14 protein-coding genes are annotated in these 14,710 nt (G+C 54.5%); 2 read left to right on the top strand and 12 right to left on the bottom strand.

The window, feature by feature from the left end; translation table 11 throughout:
- Window positions 1-8: 8 nt before the first annotated feature.
- Both PG887_RS19615 and PG887_RS19610 read right to left on the bottom strand, forming a co-directional pair.
- Complete coding sequence (locus tag PG887_RS19615) at window positions 9-1,613, bottom strand: TraI domain-containing protein (protein WP_270822671.1); 1,605 nt, start codon at window positions 1,611-1,613, stop codon at window positions 9-11.
- Window positions 1,517-2,065, bottom strand: coding sequence for a hypothetical protein (locus PG887_RS19610; protein ID WP_210538253.1), 549 nt, complete (start codon window positions 2,063-2,065; stop codon window positions 1,517-1,519). Before PG887_RS19610 ends, PG887_RS19615 begins: the two co-directional genes overlap by 97 nt.
- A gap of 253 nt (window positions 2,066-2,318) precedes the next feature.
- On the opposite strand from PG887_RS19610, the gene PG887_RS19605 reads away from it, so the two are divergent.
- A complete protein-coding gene (locus PG887_RS19605) occupies window positions 2,319-3,713 on the top strand; it encodes a hypothetical protein (protein ID WP_210538252.1) in 1,395 nt (464 codons plus the stop codon).
- A 47-nt stretch (window positions 3,714-3,760) separates the two neighbouring features.
- On the opposite strand, the gene PG887_RS19600 is transcribed toward PG887_RS19605, so the two are convergent.
- The 9 genes from PG887_RS19600 to PG887_RS19560 all read right to left on the bottom strand — a co-directional run bounded on the left by PG887_RS19600 (window position 3,761) and on the right by PG887_RS19560 (window position 12,628).
- The gene (locus PG887_RS19600; RefSeq protein WP_265216449.1) at window positions 3,761-3,892 is read right to left on the bottom strand and encodes a hypothetical protein; all 132 of its coding nucleotides are present in this window, start codon (window positions 3,890-3,892) and stop codon (window positions 3,761-3,763) included.
- Between the two features lie 315 nt (window positions 3,893-4,207).
- Entirely contained in the window at window positions 4,208-4,921 is a 714-nt protein-coding gene (locus PG887_RS19595; protein WP_210538251.1) for a hypothetical protein, read from the bottom strand.
- A 6-nt stretch (window positions 4,922-4,927) separates the two neighbouring features.
- Window positions 4,928-5,836, bottom strand: coding sequence for a DNA replication terminus site-binding protein (locus tag PG887_RS19590; protein ID WP_210538250.1), 909 nt, complete (start codon window positions 5,834-5,836; stop codon window positions 4,928-4,930).
- 496 nt (window positions 5,837-6,332) lie between these two features.
- Window positions 6,333-6,707, bottom strand: coding sequence for a hypothetical protein (locus PG887_RS19585; RefSeq protein ID WP_210538249.1), 375 nt, complete (start codon window positions 6,705-6,707; stop codon window positions 6,333-6,335).
- A 117-nt stretch (window positions 6,708-6,824) separates the two neighbouring features.
- Window positions 6,825-7,427, bottom strand: a complete 603-nt coding sequence (locus PG887_RS19580) for a hypothetical protein (RefSeq protein WP_210538248.1) — start codon at window positions 7,425-7,427, stop codon at window positions 6,825-6,827.
- A gap of 342 nt (window positions 7,428-7,769) precedes the next feature.
- Window positions 7,770-8,660 carry an AbiTii domain-containing protein gene (locus PG887_RS19575; RefSeq protein WP_210538247.1) on the bottom strand — a complete coding sequence of 297 codons (891 nt, stop codon included), beginning with the start codon at window positions 8,658-8,660 and terminating at the stop codon, window positions 7,770-7,772.
- A 570-nt stretch (window positions 8,661-9,230) separates the two neighbouring features.
- A complete protein-coding gene (locus tag PG887_RS19570) occupies window positions 9,231-10,088 on the bottom strand; it encodes an AbiTii domain-containing protein (protein ID WP_210538246.1) in 858 nt (285 codons plus the stop codon).
- Window positions 10,089-10,265: 177 nt separating this feature from the next.
- Window positions 10,266-11,162, bottom strand: a complete 897-nt coding sequence (locus PG887_RS19565; RefSeq protein ID WP_246876657.1) for an AbiTii domain-containing protein — start codon at window positions 11,160-11,162, stop codon at window positions 10,266-10,268.
- A gap of 590 nt (window positions 11,163-11,752) precedes the next feature.
- A complete protein-coding gene (locus tag PG887_RS19560) occupies window positions 11,753-12,628 on the bottom strand; it encodes an AbiTii domain-containing protein (protein ID WP_210538245.1) in 876 nt (291 codons plus the stop codon).
- A 301-nt stretch (window positions 12,629-12,929) separates the two neighbouring features.
- On the opposite strand from PG887_RS19560, the gene PG887_RS19555 reads away from it, so the two are divergent.
- On the top strand, window positions 12,930-13,739 hold the full coding sequence (locus PG887_RS19555; protein WP_210538244.1) for a hypothetical protein: 810 nt from the start codon (window positions 12,930-12,932) through the stop codon (window positions 13,737-13,739).
- A 76-nt stretch (window positions 13,740-13,815) separates the two neighbouring features.
- On the opposite strand, the gene PG887_RS19550 is transcribed toward PG887_RS19555, so the two are convergent.
- Complete coding sequence (locus tag PG887_RS19550; protein ID WP_270822672.1) at window positions 13,816-14,646, bottom strand: AbiTii domain-containing protein; 831 nt, start codon at window positions 14,644-14,646, stop codon at window positions 13,816-13,818.
- Window positions 14,647-14,710: the final 64 nt, after the last annotated feature.

The raw sequence follows: 14,710 nt of genomic DNA, 5'->3' as shown, positions 1-14,710 counted from the left end.
ATGAGCGTTCACATTGGTCCGGAAATGGTGTTCACGTTGAATCGGAATTGGTGTTCATGATCGGCCGGAATATGCAGCGCCTCGGTTCCTTGAACAAACCTTTTGAATTCGTCGCTTGTAGTTTTGACTGTTAATGGGTATTCAACGATACCTGCTTCTTCTTTGGCGGCAACTTCAGTGAAGCTCTGATCACCGGTGAGGTTAGGCTGGACCTGCTCATGATGCTGTTGAGGCTGTAACTCCATGCTCGGATTCTTGGCATCAGGAGCAGTGATGATCTTCGGCGTCGTCTGAGTAGAAGTAGCCTTCTGTTCCGAACGAACTTGTGATTGAGCAGGTTTAGCAATCGGCTTCGCATCGCTTGTTGATGAACCAGTTTTGGCCGGCTTAACTTCTCCAGGGATCTGATGATGATATTGTTCATCGACAGATGGACACAGAAGCCTACCGGTGTAGACCGGAAGCTTTGCATCTGGGTCTAGTACCTGGCGTTTGACCAGCACAACAGCAAGTGGCTTTTGATTTGGCGTGAACATCAGCGAGTGCATCGCCTTCCCATTCACGTTCAGGATCAACATGCCGTTGTCACCCATGGTGTCGTAAATCAGGCTGGTGTTATCCGGCAGGAACTGGTTCTCGGTACCGAGCGCAGATCGGATACACTCAACGAACCGCGGGGCGACACAAGCAATGAAGTGTTGGGATACCCAATAGGGTGAATTTTTCTTGTTCGGCTCAAAGTCACGTAGTGACAGTGTAATTCCCTTGATGGCCAGAGCATGGATTTGCGGCCTTTTTGCAAGAGAGCTATTCACAGTGGCTTGTGCGGCTACTGCAACTGGGGCATCTGCCATGGCGTCGCCTGTTGATTGCGAGTCGCACTCAATTACGCACCGACCGATATTTCCCCCTAGCTCCATTGCTTTACCGCCGATAGTGGCAAGCCATTCATCGCGGATGATTGATTTTTTCCAGATCCAACTCAGCGCTGCTTTTGGCATGATCTGGAATATCAGTGGAAGACTCGCGACTTCGTGTACGCCATGCTGGCGGCGGTCATTGTATCGGTAGATATACTTGGTACCCGGTGCCATGGGGCCGAGGTGTGGCAACCAGGGCGTCATGTTTGACCCCTTCATAACCACAACATCCACATCTGTGAGGAGTTTGCCAATATCGTGCAATGCACCCGCTGAAGTCATCGCGAAGATATACAAGGCCTGCCATTGAGAGATCTGTTCCTCTCCATCAGATATGTATAAGAATCGACCTGCGATTCGAGCTGAGTACACAGCCACTTCGATACTGTGCTCTAACAGACCACCAAGGTGAGCATGATGATGTCGTTCACTTGCGGGCAGGTGCTGGCACCAGGCAGCAAGATTTCGAAAGAGCTCCATGTAAATTTGATTGAACCGGGTCTCATCGAGTTGCGTGAACGCACTCAAGTTCTGCAGCAGGGGCATATGGCGTTTTAACAGGGCCTCAGGGCTCTCTGCGACGAGGGCGCTACCGCTTAGTGCATTTGCTTGCTGTGTGGGCTCAGCGTGTGATTTGTTATTGATTTGTCCGACTTGTTGCCTTGTTGTCCATTTGAACCACCAATTACGCACGCCTGCCTCTCCTTCACTTCTTGTAGTATTTTCTTCCAAACACTGATCACTCTGGGGTCAGCCTCTGGCATCACTTTTCTCTGGACTTGGGTTGGGTACATTCGACCGATGAAAGAGTGAAGGGCTTCATCTTCAGGGTTCCAGCTTTCCCCCTGGCAGTAGAAGTGCAGCCTCCCTAATGAACAGCTTGCTATTGCCATATGGGCGGCGGCTTCCGGTGTTTTCTCGGTTTGCAGGCAATGGCTTGCAACAAGCAGCAACGGAAGTTCATTTTTGGGGGCCATAGAGCTGGGCGTTGCTGAGTCAAAAATTGCACAGTGGGCGGAGAAATCTCTGATCGCTGTGTAAAGGACTCTCATCTCTGGCTCAAGAGCAAAGTTGAGTTTGTCCTTCCCGGTCAGAAATTCGTATAACTCACCCCAAGGGTTCACCGCTTTCTCTTTAACCAACACAACACCCCCCTTTAAGTTTTGTGGCATTATCTAGCAACTGAGAACGAATAAACGGCTGTCAATTTTGAGGGGGGTTTTTATGGCGGGTGTTTGGATTGTAAAGGGGGGGACGCTTCAGCCCATTAGACGTCTCGAGAAGTCTATAATCCTGCATCCGGACAACCGCGATAGCCTTGAGACGCAAGAGCTTCTTGCAACGTTGCATCACAATAAGTATTGGCTGCTCTGTGGGTGTAAGAAGCCGGACGCAAGGATGTTTGTGCGCCAGGTTGCGGATGATAGGTACCTGATAGTCAATCATCATGAACATGGTCACCACGACCCGCATTGCCCTCTGCGCACGTCTCTTGGATTGGGTGGTGCATCGGAGGACTCCGGCCCTGATGCCGGCGATAACACGACGGCGATGAAGCAGCCGGAGTACCGCTTGATCTCTCCATACCGCAAAATTGACCTGCTTTCGTTGGATGGGGATGTCATTGATGATGCGGAATCACAGCGTAGTGCTGCTCTTGATGAATTGGGCATATCACCCGTTGATAATTCGGACAAACCGAAACGAACTCAGGCTGAGAACCCCGCTCAGAAGATAGATGTTCTTTACAAACTCCTTTGGCAACTGATGGACGACTCGTTCTGTACCTATCGTCATCACCGGCAGAAGATCTCGATCAACTCTCTGCAGATGAAGATACGTGCTGCAGCGTATCCGCTCAATCTCAAGGGGTTTGGATGCTTGCAGCAATTCACATTTGTTGGGGAGCAGGGATTGGACATGCTGCTTGGCCAACTGAATCGTGCCCATAAACGCGATCCGAAGACCCGGCACCAATTCCTTTTTTTGTGCGTGATCGCTGACTACACCTTGTTTAATGGAGCGGCATCTTGCGTCTTGCTCAACGGCTCTGCACTAATGTTGGGGCAGGCTAAGCGACCTCCATTGTTGCTCAATGGAATGCAGTCAGGTGATGGTCCGTTCATGCTGGCTGTGACCTTTGCATACGATAAGCCAACCGATGAGGGACCCTCAATCCTCCGTTGGGCGTTGCAACCGCTCGCCAGTGCAGAGACCCCTTTGCCTGTTGCCAGTTGGCCAGAGCGCCTGATTGTCATTGAGATGGCCCGCTGCCTGGACAACATTGATCCCAACATCAGCACTCGTTACCAGCTCTGGTTGCATAAGCCTGTTTTGCCAATGGTCGACCGGATGACTGGGGTCTGGATCCAGCCCGCGATCACGTTGATGGCCAAGGACCTTCGCGGTGAGCGTTGCCGTGTAGCCTTCAGGCTCCAGGGAGAGGGTGATAATATCGAGGCTTACAAACGAACCTTTGAGCATGTCCATACCTTGGATCTGGATAGCCCCAGTACGTTGGCTAAGTCATGCCAAGAGATGTTTGTAATCGGAAAGGGGGTGATTGACAGTCATTATCGGGCTCTTGACAAAGAACGGGCTGAATTAGAAGCAATGGAAGAACAGAAGAAGTTAACCTATCGAATGCAGAATAGGGAGCTTGAAATTCGTGAGGAACTATCGCGAACTTCAGCTGGTCATCTAGATATTCCCCCTATGCCGATGGACACCCCAGAGTATGACATGCCTTATGATGAAGAGTTGGAGCGAACGATTGAAGACCCTGACTACTGAGCTGCGGGCAAAAAAAAACCACGCCTATGGGCGTGGTTTTTTGTTTTTTAACTTCGGGCCTTAATTCGCAGGATGCGTGACCGCTCAAAAGCGGCTGCATCCTCCCGGCACATAAACCAGAAACGAATTGCAAAGGCTAAGCCGACGACTTCAAGTGCTAAAACAATGTTGATCCACATAATGAGATCCTTGGCCGAAAGGCCTGGTTGAGGTAGCCCAGATGGGCGGATTGGAGGTTGGCAGCCGCGGTTAGCGGTACAGGCTGGTTATGCCATCGCCTGTCAACTCACTCTCGGGAGAGAGCGGTTTGGGCTGTGCACATGTGAGTGTGCTCAGGCCAAACATGACAGTCTGAGAACGACAAAACGCAGCCAAGGCTGCGTTTTGTGATTGAGGTGACTCCGATGCATTTCTGCGTGTGCTATGCGGATAAACCGAAGGAGAATGAGCACTTTGGCTAAGTTAGCCTATATGCGGTCGCCATGCAACGACAGTTATTTATTGCCCATGATGTTTGTAACCAATTTCTTGATCATCCCGGGTTCTTGTTTCCCCTCCAGGGGCAGGGGATGGCTCTGTTCACTGTTTGGTAAATGTCGGCGGGAACGTTCTTGCCTATCACGCTCGGCCCGATCCAACGCGACGCGATAAGTGATACTACCGCGCATAAAGCCAATCAAGGCGTTGAAGCTGAGGCAAAATGCCTGGCACAGTCTGCGGCTTGTTTCATGCTTGTCTTTGGGTGAGCGATTATGCGTCAGCAGTTCCATAAACTGCAGGTCACGGTCGCTGGGCCCGTCTGGAATAATGATGCCTGTTGGAGGGGTGATGTCGAATACTTCCAGGATCGCTTGCTCTGGAGAGTAACCCATATCGAAGACAAACTGGCGCAGCCTAGTGATGTGCTGCCGTGCTCGTTCTGCCCGCCGGTCGGCTTCAATCATCTCTAGTTTGGTGGCACTCATACCTGGGGTACATAAGGTTGTTGCGTTGATTGGCTTGATGTTGACCGCCAGATACCCTTTTTGTATGGCTCGTGCGCTGAACTCTACGATCATGCCGACTTCGGGGGGGGTCTCCCCCAGCCAGTTTTGAGGGGTAATGAAGTAATCGACGCCGGAGATGTCTGCGATGGTGCCGATGGGACCTGTATCATTGATCACTGTACCAACGACAAAGCCTCGTAGAGGGCCAAATGCGATGCTCATGATTTTCTACTGCTCCTGGTAAAGCCAGAGGCGCGAGATAAGCGGCTCATTGGCGGTTGTTTTTGCTTGCCGCGGAGGGCGTTTTTGGGTGATGTCGTAGTTCTTTAGAAGACCGATCTTCACTTTCTGAGCTCCGAGAATGAGAACCGGGGTCGATGCTACTTGCATACGACGACTGTTTCCTTCCACCAACCAGGCTTGTGGGTGGACTGGATTGGGGCGCCGGATGACAAGGCGAGCATCATCGGAGAGGGCGGATAGCAGCACAATTTCATCCTCTAGCTGTGCGACCCAACCAGCTGGATCGAGTACATGGCGCGGGGGTGAGTCCTGTGATGCTCTGAGCGTACCGATGATCTGTTGTTTGGTCATTCTCTGCATGGTGTTTTTATGAGCCCAACAGAACGAAATTGACCGGGCCGTGTCGCCGGCGATTGTGATTTGTCGGTAAAACTGCAAAGTGATCAACCCCTCGAACATGCCTTTGCTATGCAGGAACTCCCACCGGGTATTGGGTCCCCCGAGTATCGGACCTGAGTTTGTCACCAAGTCTCGGAAGGTTTTTCGGTCTGCATTTATGGCCTCAATTATACCGAACAGCTCCTCGCTGTGCCTGGAGTGAATCTGAATTGCTCCCGGCAAGCGGTACACTAGGCGAGTGTTTTCACCAGCGTCAGCGTAGAGATGGCCCCAGGCATGGTGAGCAGCATACAGAGCCTCAAGACCGTGAGCGGGAGTCACCGTAATAGAGGGAGTGTCGTGGCGGGTATCCTGCCTCGGATCGTGCGGGGGGAGGGCAAAGGTGCTGCCTTGGATGAGCTCGCTATCGTCTATAAAGTCTCGCAGCATGGCCAACAGCTGGTGTTGACGCCGCTCCAGAACGCGGAGCTGTGCAGCCAGTTCGTGTTTATTCATGAGGCATTCCATCGAGGGTTTCAAGCTGGTGTTATTATGACCAGTAGAGGGCACTTTCTCAACCAACATTCCTAGTGACTATTTTCAACCAGAGCACAGCCCTTCGGGCTGTGAGCTCCCCCTGGGCTATTTTGTTCTATACCTGCCCCCGAGTGCCAGGTTAGACCTCGAACCGACACTTCTGCTGTGCCGCGTTCGCGCGAAGAGAAAGGGGGAGAAAATGAAGAGAAAGAGAGAAAAATGAGATCCTAATTTAGTTCTCGGGCTACACGAAATGAACACCGGTTCAGCAGGTTGGTGTCTTGTAGCATTTAAGGATATAGGAATGTTGGTTGAGATTTCTGTTTTGGCCACATCCTTCGTCCGGCTCTACTCTGCAAGTCCCACCACCCTATGGCACCACCTAGTGGTTATCACTGCCTACTCACGACATAAAAAAGCCCCGCAATGCGGGGCTCTCTCTTGGATATCAGTCTATCACTGCATCCAATGTTGATCAGGCCTCAATGAGAGGTAAACCTTTTACTCTGAGCCAGTTCAGTACCGCCTTACGCAGATTCTGATCTGACTCTATATTCAGTACAGACTCGAGAATAACTTGAGCCAAGCAATCTCCATCATTGTTATTCGCATGATCGTAGTCGAAGATGCATCCAAGACGGGTGTAATCAACTAGCTCAACAAGCCAGGCTGAGGTTTTGCCACAGGCAGTGACCAAGGCATCCATTATATCGCTTGCCCCCCCTGTCGTGATTGAGAGGTCGCGTAAGTGCAATTGCCAAGTGTTAACAAGCAGGTAACCCATGGTGCTATCGAACATCGGTTTGGTAGCCATTGTGTTAGTAGCTGTTTCTTGCAATGAGTTGTGCATTTGTATTCCAAAAGCCCAGAGGGCTGGTTAAGCCTTCAAAACGAATGTTGAGGCGAAAGGCCGTTGGCCTAGTTGATGAAATAGAGGTATAGCCGCCCAAAAAATCAGACTGACGACCTATTCGTTATGGAAAAGAACATATCCTGCTCCGATTTTGCTGGCATCTCTGAACACCGGCCACAATCGTTCTGGGATTACTCCTTCATCGAGGGCGTCGTAGTTCGCCATATTAAAAAGAAACTCATAAGTTGGGTTGTCATGGTGATGGTTGCCCTTATGAGAGAAGGAGGCGTGCTCACGCACCCAATCCCACTCCGGGACGTCATATGCGCAGTCATAATCTCCGACGGTTTCAGGCATGCTGATTTCCAGCACGTGACAGATACGGCCGGCAGTGACTGCCGGTATCCGAAATTTTCCGTCTCTGAGAGCAATGACCTCGATTACTGCGTTCCGCATTAACGACGCGATACTCTCAACGACCCTTAGAAGCTCTGGAAGAGCGAGGTTTTCATAGGTTTCGCTAGGCACATAGCTACATAGGGAATCGCCTGATTTGACAGAATTCAGAAGATCTTGGTACGCAGAAAGCCACTGTTGTTTATCAATATGTGGGAATACTTGAGCCATCGCATGAGCGAAAAGCACATCATCGATTGCTTGGTTCATAAATTGGACCTCGTTGAAATTGGGCTTTACGCCCGGGTTGATGTTGGTCACGAGTGGCACATTGCGGACCGAGTGCCATAAGACAGCCTTGGGCTGTTTCTGCATGTGCGCTGACGCCGGAGAAATTCCGGTGAACGGACATGCAGAATCAGCCAACTAGGGCTTGGGTGATATATGACAGGTGGGGTACCTGCAGAATGCAGGGAGAGTTGAAGTTGGTGCCTGGCCGGGCGGCCTGTCCCCACGTGGGCACCGAGGACAACTGCAGGATACCGAATATCATGAACAGGAGCAACAGCATCAACATCAACTTAGGTTGCCCTAAGCGAGGCAAAGCAGCAATGTATGGGGGGGCACTGCCCCCCTACAAATGTGCAGAGTTTCCTGATCGAATTAGCCACCCCTCAAGGTTGCCATCCAACTCTGTGCCTGCGCCGTCAGTATCCCTCCGCCGGCGCTCTCCAGGAGCGTCCGCAAACTGCCGACCACGGCGCCGATCACTGGCCATTTGGGGTTAGGGGAGGCGGCCTGGGCCTTGAGGGTGTCCAGATCGGCCTGCAGCTCTGCACACGCCTCTCCCTGCAGCTGCCCTTGCGCGATCACCTGCTGCAGCCACGGCAACAAAGCCGCCAGCGCCTCGGTCTTCTGCTCGCCTGTCACCGTCTGTTTTTGTTGGCCGCCGGGCGAGCCCAACATCATTTGACCTCCGATGACATCCCCCCCAATGAAAATATTGGTCACCGATTCCGCCTGCTTCTGCTCCTGGGTTGTAAAGCTCATCCCTTCACCCTGGATCCCCAACTCATCCAGATCGAGTGCCCATTCAAGGACCTTAGTACGCACCGCGCCGATCAAACGCTGGACCTGGTTTGCTCCAAATCGAACTTGTGGTGCGATTGGCATTTTATAGAGAGCCGCTACCATCTTCGATTGAGACGGGTCCATGGGCAACACTACGTATTCTGTCCCTGAAGCCAATGGTTCCACTCCATCGATGGGGTAATAGAAGGGACATGTTGTCATCACCTCGTGAAGCTCTGCATTCATGACCGGTAGCAGTACAAGACCTTTCCCCGGGTTAATGGCGTAGAGTTGCCCCGTCAAAATCCGGTACGGAGGGATAACAGCCGACTCTGGGTAGCCATCAAGTTCGTTTTTGATCCAGCTAATCCAGTCAGGCTGCTTGAGCTTACGTGCGGCCACCAGTGCGTTTCGCAGTAGATCGGTTGTCTTGACTTCGGGATTACTGGCCATGGTGATTAGTTGAGGGATAAGGGCGGGCATCAATGCGTTCCTGGGCGATATTGGGTCCTCATTATACCCGGGTTCGGTCGTGCGGGTTGTAGTGCTACAAGCGGAGAGGATCCGCTCCGAGTCAAAAAAAAGGGAGGCCGAAGCCTCCCTCCAAAAAGTCACTTTTTGAACCAGTTTCACTGGCCTACGTGTAGGTGAAAGTGAAGAGAAATCTTCACTTGATACACGCAGATCAGCATCAAACCGCTAGCGATAATCATGCTTGATAGCATATAGATCTCCATATCAAATCAGGCGAATCCGTTCACCTGTGGGTTATTGGCCTCTTGGCTAGCCATAAAGACTCGCTCTTGTGCCCGTGTTGACATTATACGCCATGCCCCCCAACATTTTTCATAAATTACAGATAAATCATGCAGATAAAATATAATTCTCACGCTGGTATCACATCACTCGCCCCCCAATACTTGACCAGCCCTGTTTATCTACGAAGTATTCCCCGCGCCCACAATATGGGCGGCACCAGTTGATCTGGCTTGTATCTCGCAACGCCACCCGCCGCACGAAGAAAACGTGGCCTGCTGCCTCTGCCGGACTTGCTCAGTGGCCGTTAAGGGTTGCCAGCCACTTCAGCACCAGTTCGCTCAGAACTCCGCCGCCGGCGCCTTCCAGAATCGCCACAACAGTGCTGGCCACCGCAGCGATCACCGGCCATTTCCACTTGGGGGCGGCGGTCTGGGCCTTAGTAGTATCCAGCTCGCTCTGAAGCACATTGCCGTTTGCCAGCTGCAGTGGCATCTCCTGCGCCACCCCAGGCTGGTCCGTAGCCTGCTGCTCGCCGGTGATGGTTTGCTGTTGCTGGCCCCCGGGCGAGCTCACCATCAGTTGACCACCGTTGAACCCGCCCTCGATGCGAATGGTAACCGGCGCCAGCGGCTGGGGTGAGGAGGGCATTTCATCCCCCTCGATCCCGGCCTCAACCAGGTCGAGCGCCCAGGTCAACAGTTGGTCCCGGACCGCATCAACAAGTGCGCGGATCTGATTGCCGCCAACCACCCGTACTGGCTCCATTGAGATATTCAGGTCTTGCATCAGCATGGCCATCATCTCCGGCGGGAGAACCATGCTCACATTTTTCCCGGGAATAGCCACGTCCTCCAACCCGCTGATGGGCTGACCAATGCTGCATGTCGAGACAACTTCTGCGAATTCAGGGTGGTTGATGATGATTGGGATCAGCCCTCGAAAGGGATTCCGAGCTTTCAACTCACAACGTATGACACGATAGGAGGGCAGCTTGGCATCATCCGGATAGCCCCGCAGCTCATGGTCGATCCAGGTAGCCCACTCAGCCTGTTTTAGCATACGGGCGACCACCTTGGCCTTGCGGAGCAGATCGGTGGTCTTAACTGCCGGATCACCGACCAGGGCAATCAGGTCAGATAGCGAGGTGGACATCGAGGTGCTCCTGGGCGACGAGGGAGGCCCAGTGTACCCGATCTGGCCCGGTTAGTTGCAACGCTGCAAGCGGGTCGGATCCAGCCGGTCCGCTCTGACTGGATTTCAGTTTGGCTTTGGCCGTTGGCCCAGAAAACAAAGCGGGGCTGCAGCCCCGCCCATGCCCTCCGATATCGATCAGCTGCCGCTCAAGGTGGCCAGCCACCCCAGTGCCTGCGCAGCCAGCACCCCGCCGCCAGCCCCTTCCAAGATCCCCCGCACACTGTTGGTCAGCGTCCCAATCACCGGCCAGCTCTGCGTAGAGGCATTGGCCAGCGCCTGTAGGGCAGTCAGGTTGGCCTGCAGCTCGGCCTGCACCGGTGGCGAGAGTTTCCCCTCGTCTATCACCTGCTGCAGCCACGGCAACAAGGCAGCCAGCGCCTCGGTTTTATGCTCGCCGGTCACCGTCTGCTGTTGCTGGCCCCAAGGCGAGTTCAGCTGGACTTGTACACCGGTGGCATTCCCCCCAATGTGAATGCTCATCGAGGGCACCTGCTGCGCCTGTTGCTGCTCCTGGGCGGTGAATGTCATCCCTTCCCCCTGGATCCCAGCCGCCTCCAAGGCTAACGCCCAGTTCAACACCCGGTTCTTTATCGCATCGAGGCAGCCGGCAAGTTGGCCATGAGTCAGTGCAATCACCGGCTCCAAGTTAGTGCTCAGTATCTGCTGGATATGCAGTACCTCATCAGGCGGCCGCCGAAAACGCACAGACGCGCCGGCGGCCATCAATGTTTCGAGCTCCCGCAGCGGGTTGTTCAAGGGGGTAATCGACAGGCGTTCTGCTACCCCTCCATCCTCGACCAGCAAGGGAGTGGTGTCCCCGCCTGGGTGGATGGCATACAAGACGCCACGGGGGCGCCGGTAGGCCGGCAGCTCATCAAAGGTGTCGTAGCCATCGAGCTCGTGCTGTAGCCAAGCGGCCGCCTCGGTCTGCTGCAGTCGGCTGGCGGCCACCAGGGCGCGGCGCACCAGATCAGAGGTGGCCCCCCCCGGATCGCTGGCCAGGGTAATCAGTTCGGGGATGAGGGCGGGCATAGAGTGCTCCTGGGCGACGATAGAGTCTCTAGTTTAGCCGCCCTGCAAGCGGTGAGGATCCCGCTTGCCCTCGCTGGCTGGTTTGAGGGCGGGCTTTGGCCGCTGACCAAGAAAACTAAGCCCCGCAAACGCGGGGCTTGGTCATTCAATAACGGATCACATAACCCGTTTAAAGTAAGGTATATGATCGGCGCTCCAGATCTGCACTGGACGGTCAGGGATATTCACCCTTAACGATTTGCCTCGTACTCGGCTTTCCTTTTCCAACATGATTTGGCGGCTGACTCTGTGCAGCCTGTGCCGGTGATCCAGTGTCCTCTGAACAGACCGACCACTTTCACTGAAGATCCTTTGCCTTGCAGCGACACGGCAACCACTTCACCGTCTATCGCGATCCAGTCCTGCTTTGATACGAACATACAAACCTCGCTATCACGTGATGTTCAACTCACCGAAATGCTACGATCACGACGCAGAACAGATGCCATCATTTCAGCAGCGCGGCAGCTTCCATTTTCCCAGGCACTTTGGCCGTTGGCCCAGAAAACAAAGCGGGGCCGCAGCCCCGTTCATACCCCGACCGATAGCGATCAGCCGCCGCTCAAGCTGGCCAGCCACTTCAGCACCAGCTCGCTCAGCACCCCGCCGCCGGCGCCTTGCAGCACGGCCAGCACGCTACTACCGGCCAGCACGACGATCAGCGGCCATTTCCGTTTGGCGGTGGCGGCCTGGGGCTTGAGGGTGTCCTGCTCGTTCTGCCGCGTGTCGCGGTCTGCCGGCTGCAGTGGTGCATCCGCGTTCCCCTGCGCCAACCCGGACGGGCAAGCGGCCTTCTGCTCGCCGGTGACGGTTTGCTGTTGCTGGCCTCCCGGCGAGCTCACCATGACTTGGCCACCGTGGACTCCGCCCTCGATGTGAACGGTCACCGGTACCAACGGCTGGGGTAGGGAGGGCATCTCGTCCCCCTCGATCCCGGCCTTGGTCAGCTCGAGTGCCCAGTCCAACACCTTGTCACGGACTTGAACTACGACGGCATGCAGTTGTGATGCGTCCAGTTGATGCACGACCTGGTACTGATCGCGGGCTTTCGCTGACAAGCCATCGTAAACGCGATGCCCAGAGGGGAGTTGCACATAGAGGGAGCCTTGTGACCCCAGAACCTCCAACTTGCTGATCGAATCAAAACAGAGGTGAGCCTGAGCGGGAATCTCACCGTCAGCTTGGAACGTAAACAGATCAGTCAATTTGCCTGTCTGGACATCCCGCAGGTACACCGGGGCACGGATAAAACGGTATAGAGGAAGAGGATCTGACTCACGGTAGCCCCGCAGCTCCAGGTCGATCCAGGCTAACTGGTCGGATAGCTGGCACCGGTGGGCGATCACCTTGGCCTTGCGCAGCAGATCGGCGGTCTTGACGGCTGGATCGCTGGCCTGGGCGATGAGTTCAGGGAGTAGGGCAGGCATCGAGGCGCTCCTAGGCGACAAAAGAGCCCCAGTGTACCCGATTTGGCCTGCTCGCTTGCAGCGCTGCAAGCGGGGCGGACCCCGCTCGCCCTCGCTGACCCGATTGGGGGCGGGCTTTGGCCACTGACCAATAGTGCAAAACGGGTCGGAGAGCAGGTCAGCGCGTCAAGCTGGCTATGCAACTGATCATAGTAGCTGGCAGGCTGGTATCTATTTCTTCTGATTGTTTTTTCTTATAGATACCGACATGGCTCCTGCCATAAGTACCATAGGCATGGACTCAATGAAGGAGACTTGCCCAATGACCAAGAGAAGAATCGATGCCGTCGAAGTGTGCGAAGGTATTCTCAGAAAGGAGATAGAAAACAACGAGAAGAACAACATATGGCCTTCCATCAACGCCACGGTCAGGGTACTGCTCCGGCAAAGCCGGACCATGGCCCCCGTTTATGAAGAACTCTGCGAGCTGCTCCCCCTAGAACGGTACGTGACGAGTTTTTTGGATGCGCTGATCAGCACATTCACCTTCTGGGATGAAGATGACATGCGCAAGGCTAGGGAAGAACGTGGCAGGCTCATCCAAATCAACGAGGACATAGCGGATCTCGCAACTCGCTTGGGTGATTTGCTGAGGGAGAGAGAGGACATCTGTAATCGAGCGGGATTTGGGTGTGAAAGAGAAACCGGTCTGGCGGCGCTATTTGATCGTGCGGGTGAGCACAACCCGCTCTATACCCTGTACCCCCAGGATGAATTTATACGCCTTACGCACAGATACGAGCACAAGTATTGGCCGAGTATCGAAGACCTGCTCAGTGAGCTCGCAAGCGATGCGGAACAATCGGAGGTGTATGCCCACGATGCGGAAACGGAGGCTGGCACCTCATCTAGAAAGCCATCACAGTACGACGTCCTTCGCGCGTTCCAAGCAAAACTCGATGACTACGCACTCGGCGGCGAACTTCCATCCAAACTCAGACTGTCTGACAGCGCCATGGCCACCATCCTGAACTGTATCACGGAGCTCGATGCAGACTCCTTGGTCACAGCCGAATACATCAAGAGCTTTCGACAGAAGGAGCGAGCGAGAGCCAAATCACGGCAGAAGTAGGTCGCGAACCGTGGGGTTGACCGTTCACCCAGCATACACCGCAATGCCGTTGCGCCGCCCACCCCCCGGATATCGCTCAGTTGCCGCTCAAGGCGGCCAGCCTGCCCAACACTGTTTCCGTCAGTACCCCGCTGCCGGCCCCTTCCAGGATCGCCCGCACACTGTTGGCCACGGCGCCGATCACCGGCCACTTGGGCTTAGGGGAGGCGGCCTGGGCCTTGAGGGTATCCAGCTCGGCCTGCAGCTCCGCACACGCTTCTCCCTGCAGTTGCCCTTGCGCGATCACCTGTTGTAGCCACGGCAACAAGGCCGCCAGGGCAGCTTCCTTCTGTTCACTGGTCACAGTCTGCTGTTGCTGACCGCCGGGCGAGTTTTGCATCACCTGAAGACCATGAGCATCTCCATTGATGTGAATGTGGGTCACCGGCGCCACCTGCTGGGCTTGCTGCCGCTCTTGGGAAGTGAAGCTCATACCTTCCCCCAAGATCCCCTCCTTTTCAAGCTGCAGTGCCCAATTCAAGACCTGATTTCTGACCGCCCCCAAGATCCGGTTCATGCTGGCCAACGTGAACCGACGAAGAGGGGTACAGTTCGTATCACATGCCGCCCGCAAAGCATCAGCTTCGCGCGGGGAAAATTGCATATGAATATCGTCAGATTCAGCGCACCACCCCTCAATCTCGTCAACAGGCGTGTCAAAGTGGCAGAGTTGCCATCGAAATGCAGCCTCTGCAGACGGAAAGACCACCCCCTTCAGCCCATGGTGCCCATCGATCAGGACTTCTCCTTGCACATGCCGATAGACTGGGATGGCATCATCCGGCCCGTATCCATTGAGCTCGTGTCCAAGCCAGGTAACCCACTCGGGCAACTGCAGGCGGTGGGCCGCCACTAGGGGGAACCGCAGAATTCGGAAAAAATCGTACGCTAAGCTAACGGTGTTCTCGTGACAGCTCTTTGACTAGGCTTTC

The organism is Aeromonas sp. QDB14, from assembly GCF_027707845.1.
Taxonomy (GTDB): Bacteria; Pseudomonadota; Gammaproteobacteria; order Enterobacterales; family Aeromonadaceae; genus Aeromonas; species Aeromonas caviae.
Note: the sequence above shows the minus strand (reverse complement) of the source record. Positions and strands in the feature narration are given on the sequence as shown.

What these genes read in the sequence shown, in the direction of transcription:
- PG887_RS19605 (WP_210538252.1), top strand. Translation starts at nt 2,319, where the DNA reads ATGTTTGTGCGCCAGGTTGCGGATGATAGGTACCTGATAGTCAATCAT.
- PG887_RS19600 (WP_265216449.1), bottom strand. Translation starts at nt 3,892, where the DNA reads ATGTGGATCAACATTGTTTTAGCACTTGAAGTCGTCGGCTTAGCCTTT.
- PG887_RS19595 (WP_210538251.1), bottom strand. Translation starts at nt 4,921, where the DNA reads ATGAGCATCGCATTTGGCCCTCTACGAGGCTTTGTCGTTGGTACAGTG.
- PG887_RS19590 (WP_210538250.1), bottom strand. Translation starts at nt 5,836, where the DNA reads ATGAATAAACACGAACTGGCTGCACAGCTCCGCGTTCTGGAGCGGCGT.
- PG887_RS19585 (WP_210538249.1), bottom strand. Translation starts at nt 6,707, where the DNA reads ATGCACAACTCATTGCAAGAAACAGCTACTAACACAATGGCTACCAAA.
- PG887_RS19575 (WP_210538247.1), bottom strand. Translation starts at nt 8,660, where the DNA reads ATGCCCGCCCTTATCCCTCAACTAATCACCATGGCCAGTAATCCCGAA.
- PG887_RS19570 (WP_210538246.1), bottom strand. Translation starts at nt 10,088, where the DNA reads ATGTCCACCTCGCTATCTGACCTGATTGCCCTGGTCGGTGATCCGGCA.
- PG887_RS19565 (WP_246876657.1), bottom strand. Translation starts at nt 11,162, where the DNA reads ATGCCCGCCCTCATCCCCGAACTGATTACCCTGGCCAGCGATCCGGGG.
- PG887_RS19560 (WP_210538245.1), bottom strand. Translation starts at nt 12,628, where the DNA reads ATGCCTGCCCTACTCCCTGAACTCATCGCCCAGGCCAGCGATCCAGCC.
- PG887_RS19555 (WP_210538244.1), top strand. Translation starts at nt 12,930, where the DNA reads ATGACCAAGAGAAGAATCGATGCCGTCGAAGTGTGCGAAGGTATTCTC.